This is a genomic window from Diaphorobacter oryzae DSM 22780 (assembly GCF_059568935.1).
In genome coordinates this window covers 77,229-97,142 of the sequence record NZ_JCANUL010000002.1, presented here as the reverse complement: position 1 = coordinate 97,142, position 19,914 = coordinate 77,229, and the positions used below count along the sequence as shown (strand labels likewise).

The window sequence follows — 19,914 nt, the reverse complement described above, 5'->3', positions numbered from 1 at the left end:
GCGCTCACGCAGCGCCGCCGCCCTCCGCCGCCGGCAGGCACAGGCGCAGCCGCGCGCCGCCCAGCGGCGAGGCCAGCGCCTGCACGCTGCCGCCATAGGTCTGCACCAGCGCACGCACGATGTCCAGCCCCAGGCCTGAGCCGGGGCGCTGCTCGTCGAGCTGCACGCCGCGCTCGAACATGCGGTCGCGCAGCGCCGCGGGAATGCCGGGGCCGTCGTCATCGACGGTAAAGCACAGCTGGCCACCATCGCGCCGCACATCCACCACCACGCGCGTGCGCGCCCACTTGCCGGCGTTGTCGATCAGGTTGCCCAGCAGCTCGTACAAATCCTGCTCCTCGCCGCGGAAGGCGCCGTCCTGCGCCTGCGGCGCCAGCTCGAAGGCGAGCTGACGGTCGGCATGCAGGCGCTGCATGGTCCGCAGCAAAGCCTGCAGGGGCGCCAGCACCGGCGTGCGCAGCCCGGTGGCGCGCACGGCGGCGGCGGCGCGCGCGCGCGCCAGGTGGTAGTCCACCTGGCGGCGTGCGCTGGCCACCTGCTCGGTCACCAGGTGGGCGAGCGGCGAGCTTTCCTGCGCGGCGGCGTTGGCCAGGATGGACAGCGGCGTATGCACCGCGTGCGCCAGGTTGCCCGCCTGGGTGCGCGCGCGCTGCACCATGTCGGCGTTCTCGGCCAGCACATGGTTGAACTCGCTCACCAGCGGCTGCAGCTCGTGCGGGAAGCACCCCTCCAGCCGCGCGGCCTGACCGCCGCGCACGGTGGCCAGCTGATCGCGCAGCAGCTGCAGCGGGCGCAGGGCCAGCTGCAGCTGCACGGCCACAGCCACGGCCAGGCCCAGGGCCATCAGACCCAGGGCGGTCAGCAGCAGGCGGGTGAAGCGCTGCAGTGGCTCGGCCAGCAGCGCGGTATCGCCCGCCACGGCCAGCCGCAGCGGCGGGGCATCGTCCTCGGGCAATTGCAGGATGCGCGCCACGGTCAGCAGCGCGTGGCCCTGGGCGTCGTGCAGCTGCAGCACGCGGTAGCCGCGCGCGGGGTAGTGGCCCGGGACGGTCGGCAGCGTCAATACCTGGTCCCACAGCGAGCGCGAGCGCGCCACCGCCGCCTGCGGCGCGGAGCCGAGCTGGTCCACCTGCCAGTACAGGCCCGACAGCGGCTGCGCCAGACGTGCATCGGCGACCAGGGCAGCCACGGTGGTGCCGCCCTGGGGCGTCCATTCCACGGCAGCGCTGAGTTGGTCAAGCTGCGCCACCAGCTGCGCCTGCAACTGCTGGGTGATGTGGTCCTGGAACAAGGTGCGCAGCGCCCACCCGGCGAGAGCGATGCTAAGCAACATCCACGCCAGCGTGCCCGCCAGCAGGCGCAGCCGCAGGGAGCCCGCCAGCGCGCGCGCCACGGCGCTCATGGGGTGGCGCAGGCTTCGGCCAGCCGGTAACCCAGGCCGCGCACGGTCTCGATGCTGCCCGGGGGCAGCTTCTTGCGCAGGCGGCCCACGAAGACCTCGATGGTGTTGGAGTCGCGGTCGCTGTCGTGCGGGTACAAGTGCTCGGACAGCTCGGTGCGTGACAGTACCTGGCCCTTGCGCTGCATCAGCAGCGACAGCAGCTTGAACTCATGGCTGGTGAGCGTGAGAGGCTGGCCGTCCACCAGTACGCGCGCCTGGCGTGTGTCCAGCCAGATCGGGCCGCACTTCCACTGCGCGCTGGCGTGCTCGCCCAGGCGGCGCAGCAGGGCGCGCAAGCGCGCCAGCAACTCCTCCATGTGGAAAGGCTTGGCCAGATAGTCGTCCGCCCCCGCGTCCATGCCCGCCACCTTCTCGTGCCACGCGCCACGCGCGGTGAGGATCAGCACGGGCATGTTGCGCCCCGCCGCGCGCCAGCGGCGCAGCACCGACAGGCCGTCCAGCACGGGCAGGCCCAGGTCCAGCACCACGGCGTCGAAGTCCTCCACCTCACCCAGGTAGTGCGCCTGGGCCCCGTCGCCGGCAGACTCCACTGTATGGCCCGCGGCCGCGATGGCTTGCGCCAGTTGAGCACAAAGGGTGGGTTCGTCTTCCACGACGAGGATGCGCATCAATGTTCCTTGCGTTTGATCTTCAGCACACGGCCATCGACCGCATCAATCTTAAGCTTGGTCATGCGTCCGTCCTGCTGCAGCAAGCGGATCTCGTAGATGAAACGGCCGTCATCACGCTCAAACTCCACCTTGAGCACCTGGCCCTGGTATTCGCGCTCGACCTTGTCGAGCACGGTGCGCAGTGGCAGCACTTGACCGCGCTCCAGGGCCTGGCGAGCCAGGTCGTGGTCGCCATGGCCGCGCTCGTCGGCCTGCACGGCAATGCCCGCTGTGGCGGCGGCCACCGCGAGGGCCAGCAGGGCAAAGGGGCGGCGCAATCTGTTCATGGGCGTTTTTTATACGCGTACGGCGATGAATGTCGCATGAATGCGGCCTTCAGCGGAAGTTCATCGTGGCTTTTCCAGAATCGTTGCCAAGTCGCTCGACGCACATCCGTGGCGGGCCAACTGCTCTACGCACAAGAAGGAAACACCATGCGCATCAAGCTCATCCTGGGAGCCTGGCTGCTGGCCATCACCCTGGCCTGGCTAGCGGTACTGCCGCCCGAGCTGGGCGTCTCTCCCCTTGTGGATGCACAGGGGGCGGCCACTGGCTGGTGGCAGCTGCGCCAACAGGCGCTGTATCTCTCGGGCCTGTGGAGCATCGGCCTGATGGCATTGGCCATGGTGCTGGCGCTGCGCCTGCCCTGGCTGGAGCGCCCGCTGGGCGGCATGGACCAGGTCTACCGCCTACACAAGTGGGCCGGCATCAGTGCGGCGCTGACGGCCGTCCTGCACTGGGGCGCCGATGAATCCAGCGACTGGATCAAGGGCCTGTGGGGCCGCGCCGGCCGGCCGGCACGCGACGCCGTTCTGCCCTGGCTCACCGACGCCCGGGGCTTTGCCAAGGACCTGGGCGAGATGGCTTTTTACCTGCTGCTGGCCATGGTGGCCATCACGCTGCTGACCCGGCTGCTGGCCTACAAGCCGTGGCGCTTCCTGCACCGCGCCATGCCGCTGGTGTTTCTGGCGCTCACGCTGCATACCGTGGCGCTGATGCCGCTGACCTTCTGGACGCTCCCGCTGGGCCTGCTGATGGGCACGTTGCTGGCGCTGGGCAGCCTGGCCGCCGCGTGGTCGCTGGCCGGCTGGATCGGCCGCGCACGCAGCCACGCCGGCCACATCCATGCGGTGCGCACGCTGGGCGATGGCGGCGCGGCGGCGCCCATTGAGGTGATCTGCGCCCTGCCGGCAAGCTGGCCGGGCCACCGCGCGGGGCAGTTCGCCTTCGTGCGCTTTGATGCGTCGGAAGGCGCGCACCCCTTCACCATCGCCAGCGCACCGGGCAGCCTGGGCACCAGTGCGCAAGGCGAGCCATTGCTGCGTCTGGTCATCAAGCCACTGGGCGACTACACCCGCACCCTGGGCCGACGCCTGCAGGCCGGGCAGCGCGTGGACATCGAAGGCCCCTACGGCCGCTTCGACGGCCGGGGCCGCCACCGCCGCCAACAGGTGTGGGTGGCGGGTGGCGTGGGCATCACGCCTTTCCTAGCGCTGCTGGAAGCCCGGCAGCCGGGCGCCACGCCGGCGCCCTCCAAACTGCAGCCCGTGCAGATGCACTACTGCACCCGCGACGCCGCCACCGATCCGCTGCTGCCGCGCCTGCGCACGCTGTGCGTGCAGGCCCAACCACCGGTCACGCTCACGGTGCACGGCGACGCCCAGGGCCAGCGCCTCAGGCCCCAGGACCTGGAAGCCACCCCCGGCCCGCTGGACATCTGGTTCTGCGGCCCCCAGGGTCTGGGCGATGCGCTGCACGCGCACGCCAGCGGCCCCCGCCCGTGGCGCGTGCACCGCGAGTCCTTTGCCATGCGTTGATCCACCGAAAGGAGCTTTCCATGAAACACCCGACCCCGTTGCTGGCCCTGTGCCTGGCCCTGGCAGCAGCCCCTGCGCTGGCGGACGATGACTGCGAGGCCCCCGTGCAGCACTGGCAGTCACGCGACGCCGTGATGCGGCACGCGGCCGCTCAGGGCTGGCAGGTGCAGCGCCTCAAGATCGATGACGGCTGCTACGAAGTGCGCGGCCGGGACGCTCAGGGCCGCAGCTTCAAGGCCAAGCTGGACCCTCAGACGCTGCGCGTGGTGAAGATGAAACTGCGCGATGACAACCATGAACCTGAGCGCGAACGCCGGCGCGAGCGCGATCGCACCCCGGCCCGCGATGCGGCTCCCGCCCAGGACGTCGCGGCACCCGTCACAGCCCCCCAAAGCCCCGTACTGACGCCCGGCACCACGCCGCGCGGCCAGATCGAATGACCCTTTGAATCGTCCACACGCTCTTACCGGAGAACCTCCATGTCCAGCACCAAACCCCTGCTGACCACCGTGGCCGCCGCCTGCGCGCTGACCCTGCCCGCCTTGGCACACAGCCGCGAGGTCACGCTCTCGACCACCCTCAAGAACTACGGAGGCGACGGCGCCTACCTCGCCGTCTACCTCACCGACCCCAAGGGCGCCTACGCGGGCACGCTGTGGGTGGCCGGCGGCAAGGCCAAGTACTACAAGCACCTGGCAGACTGGAACCGCCTGTCCGCCGGCGACGGCAATCGCCTGCAGGGCGTGACCGGCGCCAGCGTGGGCGCAGGCCGCACGCTCAAGGTGACGGCCGATCTGGCCGACGCACTGCTGGATGCGGGCTACGAGATCCGCATTGACGCCGCCGCAGAGGACATGCGCGACAGTCCCGCGGAGATCCGCGTGCCCCTGTCCACCGCCCAGGCCGACAAGCCGCAGGCCGGCAAGCAGTACATCCAGTCGTTCAGCTACCAATTCAAGTAAGCGAAGGAAGCACCCATGGTTTGGCGGCAACTGCATCGCTGGCTGGGTTTGGTGGCGGGCGCGCTGGCGCTGGTGCTGGGCATCACGGGCACGCTGCTGGCGCTCGACCCGCTGCGCAACGCCTGGCAGGCAGCCCCCGCAGCGCAGGACTTGCCGGTGGCGACGCTGGTGCAGCGCGTGCAGGCCAGCGTGCCCGGCGCGGAGGAAATCCGCCGCCTGCCCTCGGGCGGCATCGTGGTCCATGCCTTTGACAACGGCCAGGCCCAGGCCCTGCGCGTGGACCCGGCAGACGGCCGCGTGCTGGGCGGCTACCAGCCCTCACTGCTGCCGCGCTGGTTGAAGAACCTGCACCGCGCCCTGCTGCTGGGCGACACCGGACGCATGGCCGCCGCCGTGGTGGCCCTGGCCATGCTGGGACTGTCGATCTCGGGCCTGGTGCTGCTGTTGCGCCGCATGGGCGGCTGGCGCCACCTCGCCGGACCGGTGCGCGGCACGCTGGCGCAGCGCCTGCACGTACTGGCCGGGCGGGTCGTGTTGCTGGTGCTGGCGGTATCGGCCGCCGCGGCGCTCGTCATGAGCGCTGCCACCTTCGGTCTGATGCCGCTGGACACAGCGCCCGAACCCGACGTCGCGTCCGTGCAAGGCGGCCAGCCGCCCCTGCCGGCCGGGCAACTGCCCCTGCTGCAGGACATGCGCGTGCAGGACCTGCGCAAGCTCAACCTGCCATCCGCCGACGACCCTCAGGACACCTGGCGCGTGACCACCGTCCAGGGCCAGGGCTGGGTGGACCGCTACAACGGCCAGACGCTGGCCTGGCAGGACGCCACAGCGGCACAACGCGTGCACGACTGGGCGCTGCTGCTGCACACCGGCGAAGGCGCCTGGGCCTGGGCGCTGGTGCTGGGCGCCATGGGGGCGAGCATCCCGCTGTTCTGGGGCACGGGCGCGCTGCTGTGGTGGCAGGCGCGCCGCAGCCGCCCGCGCATCGAAGGCAACAGCCCGCTGGCGCAGGCCGACAGCCTGATCTTCGTGGCCAGCGAAGGCGGCAGCACCTGGGGCTTTGCCCAGGCCCTGCATGCCGCGCTGGTCGCCGCGGGCCACCGCGTGCACACCACGGCACTGGAACACTGGCGCGTGCCACCCACGGCGCGCCACGTCTATGTGCTGGCCGCCACCTATGGCGACGGCCAGCCGCCCGCCCATGCGGCGCGCGCGCTGGAAGCCATCGCGCGCGCAGCTGCCCCGACGGGTCCGGCACGCGCACAGGTCGCCGTGCTGGGCTTTGGCGACCGGCAGTTCCCCGCCTTCTGCGCGTTCGCCGAGGCGCTGGAAGCAACGCTGCGCCGCCAGGGCTGGCCCGTGCTGCTGCCGCTGGAGCGCATCCACCAGCAGTCCGCCCAGGAATTCGCACGCTGGGGGCAGGCACTGGCACAGGCCCTGGGCCAGCCCTTGCCACTCGACTACCGGCCGCGCCTTCCGCGCACCGTGGCGCTCACGCTCGTGTCGCGGCAGGATTTCGCGGGCGGTGCGGGCGAGCCTGCAGCCATCCTGCGCTTTGCCCTGCCCGGCCATAGCCTGCCGCGCTTCGCGGCGGGCGACCTGATTGGCGTGGTGCCGCCGGGCCAGGCCGTGCCGCGCTACTACTCGCTGGCCTCGGGCAGCAGTGACGGCTTCGTGGAAATCTGCGTGCGCCGCATGCCGGGCGGCCTGTGCTCCAACCACCTGCATGCCCTGCAGCCGGGCGACAGCATGCAGGCGTTCATCCGCCCCAACCCGGGTTTCGTGCTGCCTGCCGGCCGCACGCCCGTGCTGCTCATCGGCGCGGGCACGGGCGTGGCGCCGCTGGCGGGCTTTATCCGCGGCAACACGCGCCATAGGCCCATGCACCTGTACTACGGCGCACGCGATCCGGCGCGGGATTACTACTTCGGCACCGAACTGAAGGACTGGCAGGCCGACGGCCGCCTGGCCGGACTGCACACCACGTTCTCGCGCATACCGGACGGGGGCGGTTACGTGCAGCAGACCCTGAAGCGCGACGCAGCGCAGGTGCGCGCGCTGCTGGCGCAGGGCGCCCTGGTGCGCGTGTGCGGCAGCCGCCCCATGGCCCAGGGCGTGGCGCAGGTGCTCGAATCGCTGCTGAGCCCGCCGGGCCTGGCACAACTGAAGGCGCAAGGACGCTATGCCGAAGACCTCTTTTGACCTGCAACGGCTGACCCTGCACGGCCCCACCATGGGCACGCGCTGGTCCGTCACCTGCGACGTGCCCCTGAGCACCAATACTCAGGCACTGGAGCAGGCCCTGGCCGCTGCCGTCCAGCAAGTGGACGCGCAAATGTCTCCCTGGCTGGCGGACAGCGACCTCAACCGCCTGAACCGTGCGCCGACAGACGCCTGGGTGGCGCTGCCTCCCGAGATTCTGGAGGTGCTGGCCTGCGCGCTGGACATCTGCCGCCTGAGCGGTGGCACGTTCGACCCCGCGGTGGGCGCGTTGGTCGATGCCTGGGGTTTCGGTGCGGCGCGCGATGCGCCCGATGCCGCGGCCATCCGCGCCGCCGCTGGCGCGGCCCCTTCAGCGCGCCGCCCCACGCATGAGACCCTGGAACTGGACCGCCTGGCGGGTCGCGCCCGCAAGCAGGTGCCGCTGCAACTGGACCTGTGCGGCATTGCCAAGGGCTACGGCGTGGACCGCCTGGCCGACGTACTGCGCCAGCACGGCGTGCGGCATGCGCTGGTGGCACTGGACGGGGAGCTGCGTGCCGTGGGGGGTCAGGCCAGCGGCCAGCCCTGGGCGGTGGCCGTGGAGAACCCCGAGGCCGGGCGCCGCGCGGTGCACGGCGTGGTCGAGCTGCAGGACCTGGCCGTGGCCACATCGGGCGACTACCGGCGCTATCTCCAGGTAGGCGACGCACGCCTGGCACACACCATGGACACGCGCCGGTGTGCGCCCGTGCGCAACGAGGTGGCCTCGGTCACGGTGCTGGCGCGCCAGTGCATGCATGCCGACGCCTGGGCCACGGCACTGCTGGTGGCCGGCCCCGGGGAGGGTCTGGCCCTGGCCCAGCGCATGGGACTGGAGACGCTGTGGATGCTGCGGCGCGGCAATGGGCTGGTCACTGTGGGGCTGGGCAGGTTCGGCACGGGCACGCCCGCCTCCGGCACATGAATGGCCGGTGAATCACGCATTCAGCGCCGGTTCACCGCCCTCCGCGCAGACTGCCTGCACAGTCACCGATGGCTGCAACCACCCGACAACCAGGAGTTCACCATGCGCACCCACCTCACTCTTACCGCGATCGGAATGCTCGGGGCCACCTTGAGCGCACCGGTCCTCGCTGGGGACCACGACCACCACCGTGACCGGCAAAGCCTCCGCGAACGCGTGACAAACACCCGCTGTGCCAACAACCCCGACGAGGGCATGCAAGCCGTGCCCAACACCGCAGGCCCCGGTGAACGCGCCCACGGATGGCGTTATTTTTCAGACTCCACAGCCTGCCGCGCCCTCGTCATCAGCCCGCAAGGGGACTACTACTACAGCCGTGGCGACGGGCTACGGTGGGTGGCTGCGGCGCAGCCGGAGACCTGATGGGGGCGACGAATGCGCGACGCCGTGGCTAGGCGGCTGCAGGGCCATCGCTTGCACCTTACGCTGGTACTCGCCGGCCAGCAGCGCAATGCGGTCACGCTCCTCCAAGTACACCCACGCGTCCCAGCGGGGGACGGCGCGTATGGAGCAGCAGTTGCGTGTTTGGGATCTCAATGTGCTGCACCGGATCGGCACGCCAGTGCTGCAGCGCGCGGCCAAAGTCCGCTCCAACCACATCCAGCAGATGGGTGTGCGCCAGGGGTTGTGCATTGGGGCTCGCAGGCTGCGGCCCCAATGCATCAGGGCCGCCTCGCACCTGCCCGTGGACCTGAGCGCCAACCCACTTGGCATGCCAGCTGCAGGCACCCCAGCAGGTCGCGTGGAAGCGGGTACATCCCCATCGGATGAGTTTCCGATCCTCTGCCGATGCATCACCTTAGCGCCCCGCAGAGCCAGCACCTACACTCCGGCCATCCTTTCCCCCTGGCCCGTTTCTTCATGGCAAACGAGTCCACCTCCCCTGGCGATGACCTGCAAGGCCTGAGCAGTGCAGAGGCCGCTGAGCGCCTGGCGCGCGACGGCCCGAATCTGTTGCCCGGAAACGCGCCTAAGCCCGCGCTTGCTATCGTGCGCGAGGTGCTCACCGAGCCCATGTTCCTCATGCTGCTGGCCGCAGGCGGCATCTATCTGGCACTCGGGAATAAGGGCGAGGCGCTGTTCCTGCTCAGTTTCGTCTTCGTGGTCATCGGCATCACGCTGGTGCAGGAGCGCCGCACCCAACGCGCGCTGGAGTCATTGCGCGACCTTTCCGCCCCCCGCGCCCTCGTGTTGCGCGAGGGCGTGCAGCAGCGCATTGCGGGGCGGGATGTGGTGTGCGGCGATCTGCTGGTGCTGCGCGAAGGCGACCGGATTGCCGCCGATGCCCATCTGCTCAGCGGCCAGTTGGAGGTGGACGAATCCCTGCTCACGGGCGAGTCCGTGCCCGTCGCCAAACTGCCCCGCATGAGCGAACGAACGACTGCCCCTGTCGCGCGCGACACACCGCCGGCCGACACCGACGGCGACCGCCTGTTCGCCAGCACCGTCGTCACCCGCGGCACCGGCCTGGCGCGGGTGCAGGCCACGGCGGAGCATACCGCCGTGGGGCGCATCGGCGCGGACCTGGCGACCACGCAGACGCCGCCCTCACCGCTGCAGCAGCGCTCGCGCCGGCTGGTGCGCAGCCTGGGACTGCTGGCCCTCGCGCTGGCCGGCGCCCAGGTGCTGCTGGGCTGGGGCTGGGCGGGCCACTCGCTGCTGGACAGCCTGCTGTCAGGCATTGCCCTGGCCATGGCGCTGTTGCCCGAGGAAATCCCGGTGATCCTCACCGTGTTCCTGGCGCTGGGGGCGTGGCGCATCGCCCAGCGCCAGGTGCTGACGCGGCGCATCACGGCCGTGGAGACCCTGGGCGCGGTCACCGTGCTGGCGGTGGACAAGACCGGCACCCTGACGCTAAACCGCATGGCCGTGGCCGAGCTGGCCACGCCCACGGTGCAGTGGCGCGCCGAGGGCGCACAGGCACTGCCCGAGGCGCTGCACCCGCTGGTCGAATGGGCCATGCTGGCCACGCCGGGCGACCCGTTCGACCCGATGGAGAAGGCCATCCAGCAGTTCGGCCACGACTGGCTGCAGGGCACCGAGCACATGCACGACGGGCGCGAGCCCGAGTTCGCCTACGACCTGTCGGGCGAGATCCTGGCCATGACCCGCGTGTACGCCACCGGCGCGCCCCACCGGCACCTGCTGGCCACCAAGGGCGCCCCCGAGGCGGTCGCCGACCTGTGCCACCTGGACGCAGGCCGGCGCGCGGCGCTGCGCCTGCAGGTGGAAGACATGGCCGAGCGCGGCCTACGCGTGCTCGGCGTGGCTCGCGGGCAGTGGGCGGGAAGCAGCACATCGCCGGGCCAGCCACCGGCATGGCCTGGCAGCCAGCACGACTTCGACTTCGAATTCCTCGGCCTCGTGGCGCTGGCCGACCCGCCCCGGCCCGAGGTTCCCGAGGCCATCGCCCAATGCCGCAGCGCGGGCGTGCGCGTGGTGATGATGACGGGCGACCACCCGGCCACCGCCCGCGCCATCGCGCGGCAGGTGGGTCTGTCCGAGCGGCCGCAGGTGCTCACCGGCGATGAGTTGCACAACTTAGACGACTCCGCGCTACGCGAGCGCCTGCGCCACACCGACCTGTGCGCGCGCCTCAAGCCCGCGCACAAGCTGCGCCTGGTGCAGGCACTGCGCGCCGATGGTGCCGTGGTGGCCATGACCGGCGACGGCGTGAACGACGCCCCCGCGCTCAAGGCCGCCGACGTGGGCATCGCCATGGGCGAGCGCGGCACCGATGTGGCGCGCGAGGCCGCGGCCCTGGTGCTGCTACAGGACAGCTTTGCGCACATCGTCGCCGCGATCCGCCAGGGGCGGCGCATCGACGACAACGTGCGCAAAGCCACGCGCTTCGTCTTCGCCGTGCATGTGCCCATCGTTGCGCTGGCGCTGGTGCCCACCCTGCTGCACTGGCCCGTGCTGCTGCTGCCGGTGCACATCGTGCTGCTGGAGCTGCTCATCGACCCCGCCTGCTCCCTGGTCTTCGAAGCCGAGCCCGCGCAGTCAGACACCATGCGGCGCCCCGCCCGCCCGGTGCAGGACTCACCCTTCGCCCTGGGCGCGCTGCTGATGCCCGTGGCCCAGGGCCTGGGCCTGGCCACGCTGCTGCTGGGGGCACAGGCGTGGCTGCATGCGCAGGGCTGGGACGCGGCCCAGGGCCGCGCCGTGGTACTGGGTACGCTGCTGGTGTGCGTGCTGCTGCTCATCCAGGCCCAGCGCGCCCCCGCGCGCCCGCTGCTGGCCCGCCAAGACCACGCCAACCCCTGGCTGGCGCCCATGGCGGCGGCCGTGGGCCTGCTGCTGGCGGCCGTGCAGGGCATTCCCGGCCTGCGCAATCTGATGGGGCTGGCCCCCGCAGGCCTTGCCGCCTGGGGCGCCGGCGCCGCGGCGCTGGCCCTGGGCGTGGCCTGGCTGGAGGGGCTGCGGCAAATCGCCTACGGCTGGGCCCGCACACGACCGGGTACGTCGCCCGGCACCGACTGCTGAACTCCCACCCACGCCCCGTAGCTACAGTCCACGGACAGGCGAAGCTCTCTTTTTGAGAGCTACTGACGCTTGATGGGAGGTCGCTAGAGGCATTTTCCACACATGCACGGCCGTCATGCCAGCGTGGGCATCGCAGCCCGCACCTCCACCCCACGCGCGTGGGCCAGCAGACAGCCGATGAAGTCCATCAGCGTCGTCGAGGCATGCTCGCGGTTCCACATCACGGTGATGGGGCCGAAGCGGATGCCGGAGTCGATGGCGATCTTGCGAAACAGCCCCAGCGCGGCCATGTGGTCGGCCATGGACTCGGAGCACACGCCCACGTAGTCGCCCTTGTGCAGCAGCGCCTGCATCATGGCCAGCGAGGCGGTCTCGGCCCGCGGGAGCAGCCAGGAGGCCTCCTGGGCGACCAGGAAGGCGTCCATCTGGATGCGCGTCAGCGTGCCGGTGGGCGGCATGACCCATTTCTCATGCAGCAGGTCCGCGAAGCCCAGCCCCTCGCAGCGTTCCCAGTACTTGCTGCCGCGCCCGATGACGATGGCCACCCGGTCGTCGAACAACACCCGGTGCTCCAGGCCCGGCCGGTGGGCCCGCGCGTCCAGCACGCCGATGACGGCGTCCATGGCGCGCGTCTCCAGCCCCTTGAGCAGGTTGTCGAAGGGCCCGTCGTGCACGGCCACGGCCACCTCGGCATGCTCCTGCTGGAAGGCGCTCACGGCCTCGGGCAGGCCGCCCGCGATGCCCGCCCAGACGCTGCCCACGTTCAGGCGCGGCACCTGGCCCGCGGCCACGGCATGCATCTCCCGGCCGGTGCGGGCGATGTCGCCCAGCACGTTGACCGCCATGCGTTTGAGCAGATGCCCCGCGGGCGTCAGCTGCACCTTGCGCCCGCGCACCACCAGCGGCGTGCCCACGACGCTTTCCAGCTCGGCCAGCCAGTGCGACATGGCCGACTGCGTCATGTGCAGCCGCGCCGCCGCGGCCGTGAGCGTTCCCGCCTCGTCCAGCACCAGGAACGACTCCAGGTGCCGCACCTTCAGGCGGCGCGCCCAATGGGCGCCCGGCGGGTGCTCAATCATGAATGAATCCTCATACCCCCATTGTGCCTTTTCACTAGGCAACAGGGTGGAATCGTCATGAAAATGACTTCATCCTTTCCACCCCGTCTTTGTAGGAATCGCCGTGTCGCAAGCCATCCACAACCTCTCCAAGCTCCTGGCGGGTGTCGCCGTCGCCGCCGTCACGGCCACCGCCGTGCATGCCCAGGGCGCCTATCCCCAGCGCCCCGTGCGCCTGGTGGTTTCGCAGGCGCCCGGCGGCAGCTCCGACACCATCGCCCGCCTGTGGGCCGAGCATGCCGGCAAGGCCATCGGCGGCACCATCGTGGTGGAGAACAAGCCCGGCGGCGGCGGCATCATCGCCGCGCAGAGCACGCTGAACGCCCCCGCCGATGGCTACACGCTGCTGTACGGCAGCGTGTCGCTGATGGTGCTCAACCAGTTCACCTACAAGCCCCTGCCCTACAACCCCGAGAAGGACTTCACCGGCGTGGCCATGCTGACCACGGTGCCGTTCGTGCTGTCGGCCAACCCGGCCACGGGCATCACCTCGCTCAAGGAGCTGACCGACAAGGCCAAGGCGGCCCCCGGCAAGCTGAACTTCGCCTCGGCCGGCCTGGGCAATTCCACGCACCTGGCCGTGGAGCTGCTGTCCCAGGCGCTGGGCATTTCCATGACCCACATCCCCTACAAGGGCGAAGCCGACGGCGTCATGGCCACCATCGGCGGGCAGACCGAGCTCATGGCGCCCGTCTACGGCACGGCGCTGCCGCACATCAAGAACAAGAAGCTCAACCCGCTGGCGGTGCTGTCGCCCCAGCGCGTGCCCGAGCTGCCCGACGTGCCCACGGCCAGCGAGCTGGGCGTGAAGGGCTTCGACAACATGGGCTGGAGCGGCATCGTGGCGCGCGCCGGCACGCCCGCCGATATCGTGGACAAGCTCAACAAGGCCACGGAGGCCTTCCACAAGAGCCCCGAAGTGCAAGCCAAGCTCAAGACCATGGGCGTGCTGCCCGTCGCCGGCCCCGCATCGCTGGTCATGGAGACCACGCTGCGCGACACCAAGGCCTGGGGCCCCGCCCTGGAAGCCCTGAACCTGAGCGCCAAGTAAGCCCCTTCCCGCCAACCACCCCGTGCCGCCCCCTCCCCGGGCGCCGCACGGGGCTTTTTCCTTATCAGCCATGACACAAGAAGCAATGGTGGTCTGCGCCCAGCCCGAGGCCGCCGAATCCGGGATCGAGATCCTGCGCGCCGGCGGCAACGCGGTGGACGCCGCCGTGGCCACCGCGCTGGCCCAGACCGTGGTCGACCCGCTGATGTGCGGCATCGCCGGCTTCGGCACCGCCGCGGTGTACCTGCCCGGCCGGCAGGTGCACGAGTATTTCGACTTCCACTCGCCCGCGCCGCTGGCCGCGCGCGAGGACATGTGGGAACACCTGCTGGAGGGCGAGACCAAGGACGGCTTCGGCTTCATCCTCAAGGGCCGCGTGAACGACATCGGCCCGCAGTCCATCGGCACGCCCGCCACGCTCAAGGGCCTGGAGGCCATGCACCAGGCGCACGGCCGCCTGCCCTGGAAGCAGGTGGTGGAGCCGGCCGTCCGCTGGGCGGCCGACGGCTTCTTCGTGCGCCCCGGCATGCACGCCTTCTGGATCGACGAGCCCACCATGGGCCGCGTGGGCAACCTGGAGCGCCTGCAGTACTGCGAGGACAGCCGCCAGCTCTACTGCCGCCCCGACGGCCGCCCCAAGGCCATCGGCACGCCGCTGCGCAACGAGGGCATGGCCCGCGTGCTGCGCCAGATCGCGGAGGAAGGCTCGCACCCGTTCTACCACGGCGACCTGGCGCAGCAGATGGTGGCCCACCTGCAGTCGCTGGGCGCGCTGATCACCCTGGACGACCTGGCCCGCTACCAGGTGCAGCGCAACGCGCCGCTGGTGGGCAGCTACCGCGACCGCACCGTCACCACCAACCAGCCACCGGGCGGCGGCGCCATGCTGCTGGAGATGCTCAACATCCTGGAGCATTTCGACCTGGGCGCCCTGGAGCACAACAGCCCCGAATACATCCGCCTGGTGTGCGAGGCCATGAAGAAGGCCACCACGGACAAGGACCGCCACATCGGCGACCCCAAGTTCTTCGACGTGCCTTTGGCTCAGCTGCTGTCCAAGGACATGGCGCGCGAGGTGGCCGCGCAGATCCGCGCGGGCCAGCGCTTCAGCGTGGAGCGCGTGAACCCCGGCGCCCCCGTGCCTCGCGACACCACGCACCTGAGCGTGGTCGATGCCGACGGCAACGCCGTGTCCATGACGCATTCGCTGGCCATGCCCTCGGGCATCATCACGCCAGGAATGGGCTTTCTCTACAACGGCTGCATGGGCGTGTTCGACCCGCGCCCGGGCCGCGCGGGCAGCATCCAGCCGGGCAAGAGCCGCTTCACCTCGTCCTGCCCCACCATGACCTTCAAGGACGGCGCGCTGGACGTGGTGCTGGGCGCGCCCGGCGGCACGCAGATCGCCATGGGCGTGCTGCAGGTGCTGCTGAACGTGATCGACCACGGCATGGAGATGCAGGCCGCCGTGTCGGCGCCGCGCTTTTCCTCCACCAGCAACGCCATCGACGTGTGCAACCGCATCCCGCGCCACACCACGCGCGCGCTGGAGGCGCAGGGCTACACCATCGGCCGCAACCCCTACAACTACACCATCGCCTGGGTGCATGGCGTGCAGGTGCAGCCCGATGGCCTGCATGGCGGCGCCGACCCGGGCCGCGATGGCGTGGCCTACAAGCTGCGGGCCGGCGCGGCGCAGTGAACGCGCCCCGGGCCCGGACAGCCCGGGCCTGGGTGAAAACACGGGACATCGCCCCGGGGCGGCCCTGCCACACTGGGGCATGAGCCTGCCTTATCGTTTGGTGGTGGCCTGGCTGCGACTGAGCCGCCGCCGCACCCTGTTTGCCTCCGAAGCCGCGGTGCGCGCGGGCGTTGCGGCCGCACGCCGCCAGGGCCCCCCACTGCCGGGATGGTGGTTGCGCCGCACGCTGCATGTGGAGGAATCGGCCTTCGAAGGGCACCGCGTGCTGCGGCTGCGCCCGCGCCGCGCCAGCCGCGCCAACGGCGGGGCCCTTCTGCTGTACCTGCATGGCGGGGGCTATGTCTACCCCATCACCTCCCACCACTGGCGCCTGGTGGCCGAACTGGTCACGCGGACCGGCTGCGAGGCCGTGGTGCCCCTGTACCCCCTGGCGCCCGAGCATGCCTGCGAGTACACGCTGCCCTGGGCGCAGCGGCTGTACGCGGCGCTGGCCCGCGAGGGCCGCCCCGTGGTCCTGGGCGGCGACTCCGCCGGCTCCGGCCTGGCGCTGGCGCTGGCCCAGTCGCTGCGCGGGGGCGAGGTCGCGGCGCCAACGCGCCTGCTGCTCATCACGCCCGCGGTGGACTGGACCCTGGCGGTGCCCGAGGTGGCCGCCATCGCGCCCCATGACCCCCTGCTCATGCCCGCCGGCGTCGAGGCGGCGGCGCGCATGTACGCGGGTGCGGCGCCCCTGTCCGACCCGCGGGTGAGCCCGCTGCGCGGGCCGCTGGCGGGACTGCCCCCCACCTTCGTGCTGACGGCGGGGCGGGACATTCTGGCGCCCGGGGGCCAGGCCCTGGCCGCGCGCCTGCGGGCCGCCGGCACCCCGGTGCAGGCCTGGCATGCGCCGCAGATGGTCCATGACTGGCCCCTGCTGCCCGTGCCCGAGGGGCGCGGCGCTGGCGGACTGGCTGCCCGCCGCGGGGGCGCCGGCTCAGCGGGCGGCAGCCAGCGTGCCGGCCGCGTGCCCGCGCGTGAAGGCCTCCTCGAACACCGAGTAGCCCGACCAGTCCGCGTGCGCGAACAGCAGGCGCGGGGTGCCCGGCGTGGGTGGCACGGCAACACGCTCCCCATTTGATAGCTGGTAGCGCTTACCAGAAAAGCCCGAGAGGCCAATTTGGCTTAAAAATGCCTGCAGCCCCGGCACGGGGATGGACATGGCGTGGCCGTAGCGCGTGATCTCCATGCGCGTGGCGCGCTGGGGCAGGTCGGGGTGGGGCACGGACAGGGCCGCCAGGATGGTGCCGCGCCAGTGCGTCCAGGGCTGCTCGGCCAGCTGGCGGCGCGCATCGGGCAGGTCGCCCAGGGCCTGGTAGTAGGTGAGCACCGTGGGGCCGGTGACGGCGGCGCGCGGGTCCAGGCGCTGGTGGCCGGCGTGCACGTAGCCCAGGCCGCCGGGCACCGGGTCGGCGTAGAGCACGCTGTCCCACGCGGGCGCGGCGCCCTCGCGGTCGGCCAGGGGCGCGGCTATGTGGATGTTGGCCACCAGCCAGGGCGCCCAGTGCAGGCGGCGCGCCGCCTGGGCCAGGAAGTCGGGCGCGGGCTGCACCACGCGCGCGGCCATGTACACGGGCAGCGCCACGATGCAGCGGCGCGCCTGCCAGCGCTCGATGCTGTCCGTGGCATGGTGGTACACGTCCACCTCCACGCCGCGGCGCGTCTCGGCAATGCGCAGCACGCTGGCGCCGGTGCGCAGCTGGCCGCCCTCGGCCAGGGGCGCGGCCAGGCGCTGGGTGATCCAGCCGTTGCCCTCGGCCCAGGTCAGCACGCCCTCGCGCTCGTCACCGCCAGCCTCGCCCTCGGCGCCCGGCGCGTGAAAGCCGTGGCGGCTGGCGAAGTAGTGGATGCCGGCCCAGGCCGACACGCGCGCCGTGCCGGCGCCGTAGTCGTCGCGGCAGCAGTAGTCCAGGTACCAGCGCAGGTGCGCGTCATCCAGCCCCTCCTGCACCAGCCATGCATCAAAAGTAATAGCATCCAGCGCTTGATGGACGGACGTCAGAGGCCTGTTTTGCATCCATCCCTTGAGCGCGGGCATGGCAAAGCGCGCGGCGCGCGCGAGTTCTGCCACGCGCCCGGCGAAGCGCCGGTACTGGGCCAGCGTGTCCTCGCCCACGCCCTGCACGGGCAGCAGGCCCTCCTGCCAGTGGCCCTGGAAGAACAGCCGCTCCTGCGGGCTGTGGGCCAGGTGGCGCCCGCCCTCGCCGCCGTAGCGCCAGCGCCCGGCCTCGCGCCGGCGCAGGCCCAGTTCCTCAAGCAGGTCCTGCACCTCGCGCGCGTCGTCGCCGGGCACGGGCAGGTAATGCGCGCCCAACGGGCAGGCAATGCCGTTCACGCGGCCCGCGCGGCTGTTGCCGCCCGCCTGGTCCTCCAGCTCCATGCACTGGAAGTCCTGCACGCCCGCCAGGCGCAGCGCGCGCGCCGCGGCCAGGCCCGCCACGCCGCCGCCGGCGATCACCACCTGCGTGCGGCGCACGATGTCCGGCGCGTAGGCGGCACCCCGGGCCAGCCGGTCGCGCAGCGCGTGGCCGCGCTCCAAGTCGATGCCGGCGTAGCCGCCCAGCAGGTCGGGCGCGGGCCTGTCGCAGCCCGCAAGGGCGCTGGCAGCGGCGGTAGCGGTGGCAAGGAATTGGCGGCGCTGCATGGCGTCAGTATCCGCCAGGCGAGGCACCGCCAGCAGCTGCCGATACTGGTGCGACCCAGGCCAGCGGCCACCGTGCAAGGGCCGCCCCGCCGCACCGGCGGCGTCCCCCTGCCCGCAGCGCGCAGCGCTGCGAGAGCGGGGGGAAGACGCGCAGCGGCTCAGGGGGGTGTCTCAATGTTTTCCCCACTCCTGCTCGTAGGTGTGCACCAGCACCTGGTTGGACAGGCGGTTCACCTCGGTTGGCAGGCGCGCCATGTCCGCAGGAAAGTCAAACAGCAGCGCCAGCGACGGCGCCGACAGAAAGCGCAGCCCCGCGGGCAGCTCGGCGGGCTGGCGCCAGGGCCGGCGGCTGGCGATGACGAAGCCCCATTCGCCGAAGCTGGGCACATGCGCGTGGTAGGGCCGCGCCTGCAGGCCCACGGACTCGATGGTGCCCACCACCGTCCAGAAGCTCTTGCGCGCCACCAGCGGCGAGGTGGTCTGCACCACGGCATAGCCGCTGGCGGCCAGGCGCTGGTCCAGCAGCGCGTAGAAGCTGTTGGTGTAGAGCTTGCCGATGGCGAAGTTGGTCGGGTCGGGGAAGTCCACGATGATGACGTCGAAGGTGTCGGCGCCCTGCTGCAGCCACTGGAAGGCATCGGTGTTGACGATGGTGAGCTTCGGGCTGGCCAGTGCCTCGCCGTTCAGGCGGCGCAGCGTGGGGTGCTCGCCGAAGAGCCGCGTCATCGCCGGGTCCAGCTCCACCAGCGTGACCGATTCGACCGACGGGTACTTGAGCACCTCGCGCACGGCCATGCCGTCGCCGCCGCCCAGCACGGCCACGCGCTTGGGCGCGCCGTGCGCGGCCATCACCGGGTGCACCAGGGCCTCGTGGTAGCGGTACTCGTCCTGCTGCGCGAACTGCAGGTTGCCGTTCAGGTACAGGCGGTGCCCCGCGCGCCCATGCGTCACCACGATGCGCTGGTAGGGCGAGGCGCTGCTGAGCACGATGCGGTCCTGGTAGAACTTGTCCTCGGCGAAGCGCGTGATGTGCTCCGCGCCCAGCAGCCCCGCCAGCAAAATGCCCAGCACCGCCGCGCAGGCCAGCGCATGCGCCCGAAACCGCCGCAGCTCATGCCGGAACAGCCACAGCGCCCACACGGCCACGGCCGCATTCATGAAGCCGAACAGCAGCCCCGTGCGCACCAGCCCCAGCTGCGGCACCAGCAGCAGCGGAAACGCCATGGACACGGCCAGCGCGCCCAGGTAGTCGAAGGTCAGCACCTGCGAGACCAGGTCCTTGAGCTGCACGTTGCGCTTCAGGATGCGCATGACCAGCGGAATCTCCAGCCCGACGAAGGTGCCCACCAGCATCACCATGCCGTACAGCAGCACGCGGAACGCGCTGGGCACATAGGCATTGGCCAGGAACAGCACGGCCGGCAGCGCGCCGCCCACCAGCGCCACCAGCAGCTCGATGCGCAGGAAATGCGCCGGCAGCTGCCGCTCGAAATAGCGCGACAGCCACGAGCCCACGCCCATGGCGAACAGGTAGGTGCCGATGATGGTGGAGAACTGCAGCACCGAGTCGCCCAGCACATAGGACGCCAGCGCCCCCGCCGCCAGCTCGTACAGCAGCCCGCAGGCGGCGATGACGAAGACGCTGGCGAGCAGGGCCACGTCGATGGGGCGAGGCGCCCGGTCCACCGGCTGGTCGGTATCCGTCACGCCACCCACTCCTGGGGCAGCGCGTGGGCGGTCTTCTTCATGATGTGCTGCGG

General features: G+C 71.3%; 15 protein-coding genes and 1 pseudogene. 10 read left to right on the top strand and 6 right to left on the bottom strand.

What is annotated here, in order from left to right; all coding sequences use genetic code 11:
- Window positions 1–4: 4 nt before the first annotated feature.
- Genes BP68_RS03715 through BP68_RS03705 form a run of 3 tightly spaced genes read right to left on the bottom strand, consistent with a single transcriptional unit; the run spans window position 5 to window position 2,399 of the window.
- Window positions 5–1,402, bottom strand: a complete 1,398-nt coding sequence (locus tag BP68_RS03715) for an ATP-binding protein (protein WP_496369258.1) — start codon at window positions 1,400–1,402, stop codon at window positions 5–7.
- Window positions 1,399–2,070, bottom strand: a complete 672-nt coding sequence (locus BP68_RS03710) for a response regulator transcription factor (protein WP_496369256.1) — start codon at window positions 2,068–2,070, stop codon at window positions 1,399–1,401. The genes BP68_RS03715 and BP68_RS03710 overlap by 4 nt, the downstream gene beginning before the upstream one ends.
- Window positions 2,070–2,399, bottom strand: a complete 330-nt coding sequence (locus BP68_RS03705) for a PepSY domain-containing protein (protein WP_496369254.1) — start codon at window positions 2,397–2,399, stop codon at window positions 2,070–2,072. The genes BP68_RS03710 and BP68_RS03705 overlap by 1 nt, the downstream gene beginning before the upstream one ends.
- Before the next feature lie 147 nt (window positions 2,400–2,546).
- Between BP68_RS03705 and BP68_RS03700 the strand changes: the two genes are divergently transcribed.
- The 7 genes from BP68_RS03700 to BP68_RS03670 all read left to right on the top strand — a co-directional run bounded on the left by BP68_RS03700 (window position 2,547) and on the right by BP68_RS03670 (window position 11,603).
- Window positions 2,547–3,929 (top strand): ferredoxin reductase family protein, encoded by a 1,383-nt coding sequence (locus BP68_RS03700; RefSeq protein ID WP_496369252.1) that lies wholly within the window; start codon window positions 2,547–2,549, stop codon window positions 3,927–3,929.
- Window positions 3,930–3,949: 20 nt separating this feature from the next.
- Window positions 3,950–4,369, top strand: coding sequence for a PepSY domain-containing protein (locus BP68_RS03695; RefSeq protein ID WP_496369250.1), 420 nt, complete (start codon window positions 3,950–3,952; stop codon window positions 4,367–4,369).
- 39 nt (window positions 4,370–4,408) lie between these two features.
- A complete protein-coding gene (locus tag BP68_RS03690; protein ID WP_496369248.1) occupies window positions 4,409–4,891 on the top strand; it encodes a DUF2271 domain-containing protein in 483 nt (160 codons plus the stop codon).
- A gap of 15 nt (window positions 4,892–4,906) precedes the next feature.
- Window positions 4,907–7,093 (top strand): PepSY domain-containing protein, encoded by a 2,187-nt coding sequence (locus tag BP68_RS03685; protein ID WP_496369246.1) that lies wholly within the window; start codon window positions 4,907–4,909, stop codon window positions 7,091–7,093.
- On the top strand, window positions 7,074–8,057 hold the full coding sequence (locus BP68_RS03680; protein WP_496369244.1) for an FAD:protein FMN transferase: 984 nt from the start codon (window positions 7,074–7,076) through the stop codon (window positions 8,055–8,057). The genes BP68_RS03685 and BP68_RS03680 overlap by 20 nt, the downstream gene beginning before the upstream one ends.
- 102 nt (window positions 8,058–8,159) lie before the next feature.
- Complete coding sequence (locus BP68_RS03675; RefSeq protein ID WP_496369242.1) at window positions 8,160–8,480, top strand: hypothetical protein; 321 nt, start codon at window positions 8,160–8,162, stop codon at window positions 8,478–8,480.
- 498 nt (window positions 8,481–8,978) lie between these two features.
- Window positions 8,979–11,603: a cation-translocating P-type ATPase gene (locus BP68_RS03670; protein ID WP_496369240.1), complete on the top strand. Its 2,625-nt coding sequence runs from the start codon at window positions 8,979–8,981 to the stop codon at window positions 11,601–11,603.
- A gap of 113 nt (window positions 11,604–11,716) precedes the next feature.
- Here BP68_RS03670 and BP68_RS03665 read toward each other — a convergent pair whose 3' ends face one another.
- A complete protein-coding gene (locus BP68_RS03665) occupies window positions 11,717–12,682 on the bottom strand; it encodes a LysR family transcriptional regulator (protein ID WP_496369238.1) in 966 nt (321 codons plus the stop codon).
- A 103-nt stretch (window positions 12,683–12,785) separates the two neighbouring features.
- Here BP68_RS03665 and BP68_RS03660 point away from each other — a divergent pair, with 103 nt between their 5' ends.
- The 3 genes and pseudogenes from BP68_RS03660 to BP68_RS03650 form a co-directional block, all read left to right on the top strand.
- Window positions 12,786–13,772 carry a Bug family tripartite tricarboxylate transporter substrate binding protein gene (locus tag BP68_RS03660; protein WP_496369236.1) on the top strand — a complete coding sequence of 329 codons (987 nt, stop codon included), beginning with the start codon at window positions 12,786–12,788 and terminating at the stop codon, window positions 13,770–13,772.
- Between the two features lie 70 nt (window positions 13,773–13,842).
- On the top strand, window positions 13,843–15,474 hold the full coding sequence (gene ggt / locus BP68_RS03655; protein WP_496369234.1) for a gamma-glutamyltransferase: 1,632 nt from the start codon (window positions 13,843–13,845) through the stop codon (window positions 15,472–15,474).
- Window positions 15,380–16,369, top strand: a pseudogene (locus BP68_RS03650) (alpha/beta hydrolase fold domain-containing protein); the annotation flags it as partial. The gene ggt and the pseudogene BP68_RS03650, both read left to right, overlap by 95 nt.
- 78 nt (window positions 16,370–16,447) lie before the next feature.
- On the opposite strand, the gene BP68_RS03645 reads toward BP68_RS03650, so the two are convergent.
- Both BP68_RS03645 and BP68_RS03640 read right to left on the bottom strand, forming a co-directional pair.
- A complete protein-coding gene (locus BP68_RS03645; protein WP_496369232.1) occupies window positions 16,448–18,154 on the bottom strand; it encodes an NAD(P)-binding protein in 1,707 nt (568 codons plus the stop codon).
- A 171-nt stretch (window positions 18,155–18,325) separates the two neighbouring features.
- Window positions 18,326–19,861 carry a polyamine aminopropyltransferase gene (locus tag BP68_RS03640; RefSeq protein WP_496369230.1) on the bottom strand — a complete coding sequence of 512 codons (1,536 nt, stop codon included), beginning with the start codon at window positions 19,859–19,861 and terminating at the stop codon, window positions 18,326–18,328.
- Between the last annotated feature and the right edge of the window lie 53 nt (window positions 19,862–19,914).

What these genes read in the sequence shown, in the direction of transcription:
- BP68_RS03715 (WP_496369258.1), bottom strand. Translation starts at nt 1,402, where the DNA reads ATGAGCGCCGTGGCGCGCGCGCTGGCGGGCTCCCTGCGGCTGCGCCTG.
- BP68_RS03710 (WP_496369256.1), bottom strand. Translation starts at nt 2,070, where the DNA reads ATGCGCATCCTCGTCGTGGAAGACGAACCCACCCTTTGTGCTCAACTG.
- BP68_RS03705 (WP_496369254.1), bottom strand. Translation starts at nt 2,399, where the DNA reads ATGAACAGATTGCGCCGCCCCTTTGCCCTGCTGGCCCTCGCGGTGGCC.
- BP68_RS03700 (WP_496369252.1), top strand. Translation starts at nt 2,547, where the DNA reads ATGCGCATCAAGCTCATCCTGGGAGCCTGGCTGCTGGCCATCACCCTG.
- BP68_RS03695 (WP_496369250.1), top strand. Translation starts at nt 3,950, where the DNA reads ATGAAACACCCGACCCCGTTGCTGGCCCTGTGCCTGGCCCTGGCAGCA.
- BP68_RS03690 (WP_496369248.1), top strand. Translation starts at nt 4,409, where the DNA reads ATGTCCAGCACCAAACCCCTGCTGACCACCGTGGCCGCCGCCTGCGCG.
- BP68_RS03685 (WP_496369246.1), top strand. Translation starts at nt 4,907, where the DNA reads ATGGTTTGGCGGCAACTGCATCGCTGGCTGGGTTTGGTGGCGGGCGCG.
- BP68_RS03680 (WP_496369244.1), top strand. Translation starts at nt 7,074, where the DNA reads ATGCCGAAGACCTCTTTTGACCTGCAACGGCTGACCCTGCACGGCCCC.
- BP68_RS03675 (WP_496369242.1), top strand. Translation starts at nt 8,160, where the DNA reads ATGCGCACCCACCTCACTCTTACCGCGATCGGAATGCTCGGGGCCACC.
- BP68_RS03670 (WP_496369240.1), top strand. Translation starts at nt 8,979, where the DNA reads ATGGCAAACGAGTCCACCTCCCCTGGCGATGACCTGCAAGGCCTGAGC.
- BP68_RS03665 (WP_496369238.1), bottom strand. Translation starts at nt 12,682, where the DNA reads ATGATTGAGCACCCGCCGGGCGCCCATTGGGCGCGCCGCCTGAAGGTG.
- ggt (WP_496369234.1), top strand. Translation starts at nt 13,843, where the DNA reads ATGACACAAGAAGCAATGGTGGTCTGCGCCCAGCCCGAGGCCGCCGAA.
- BP68_RS03645 (WP_496369232.1), bottom strand. Translation starts at nt 18,154, where the DNA reads ATGCAGCGCCGCCAATTCCTTGCCACCGCTACCGCCGCTGCCAGCGCC.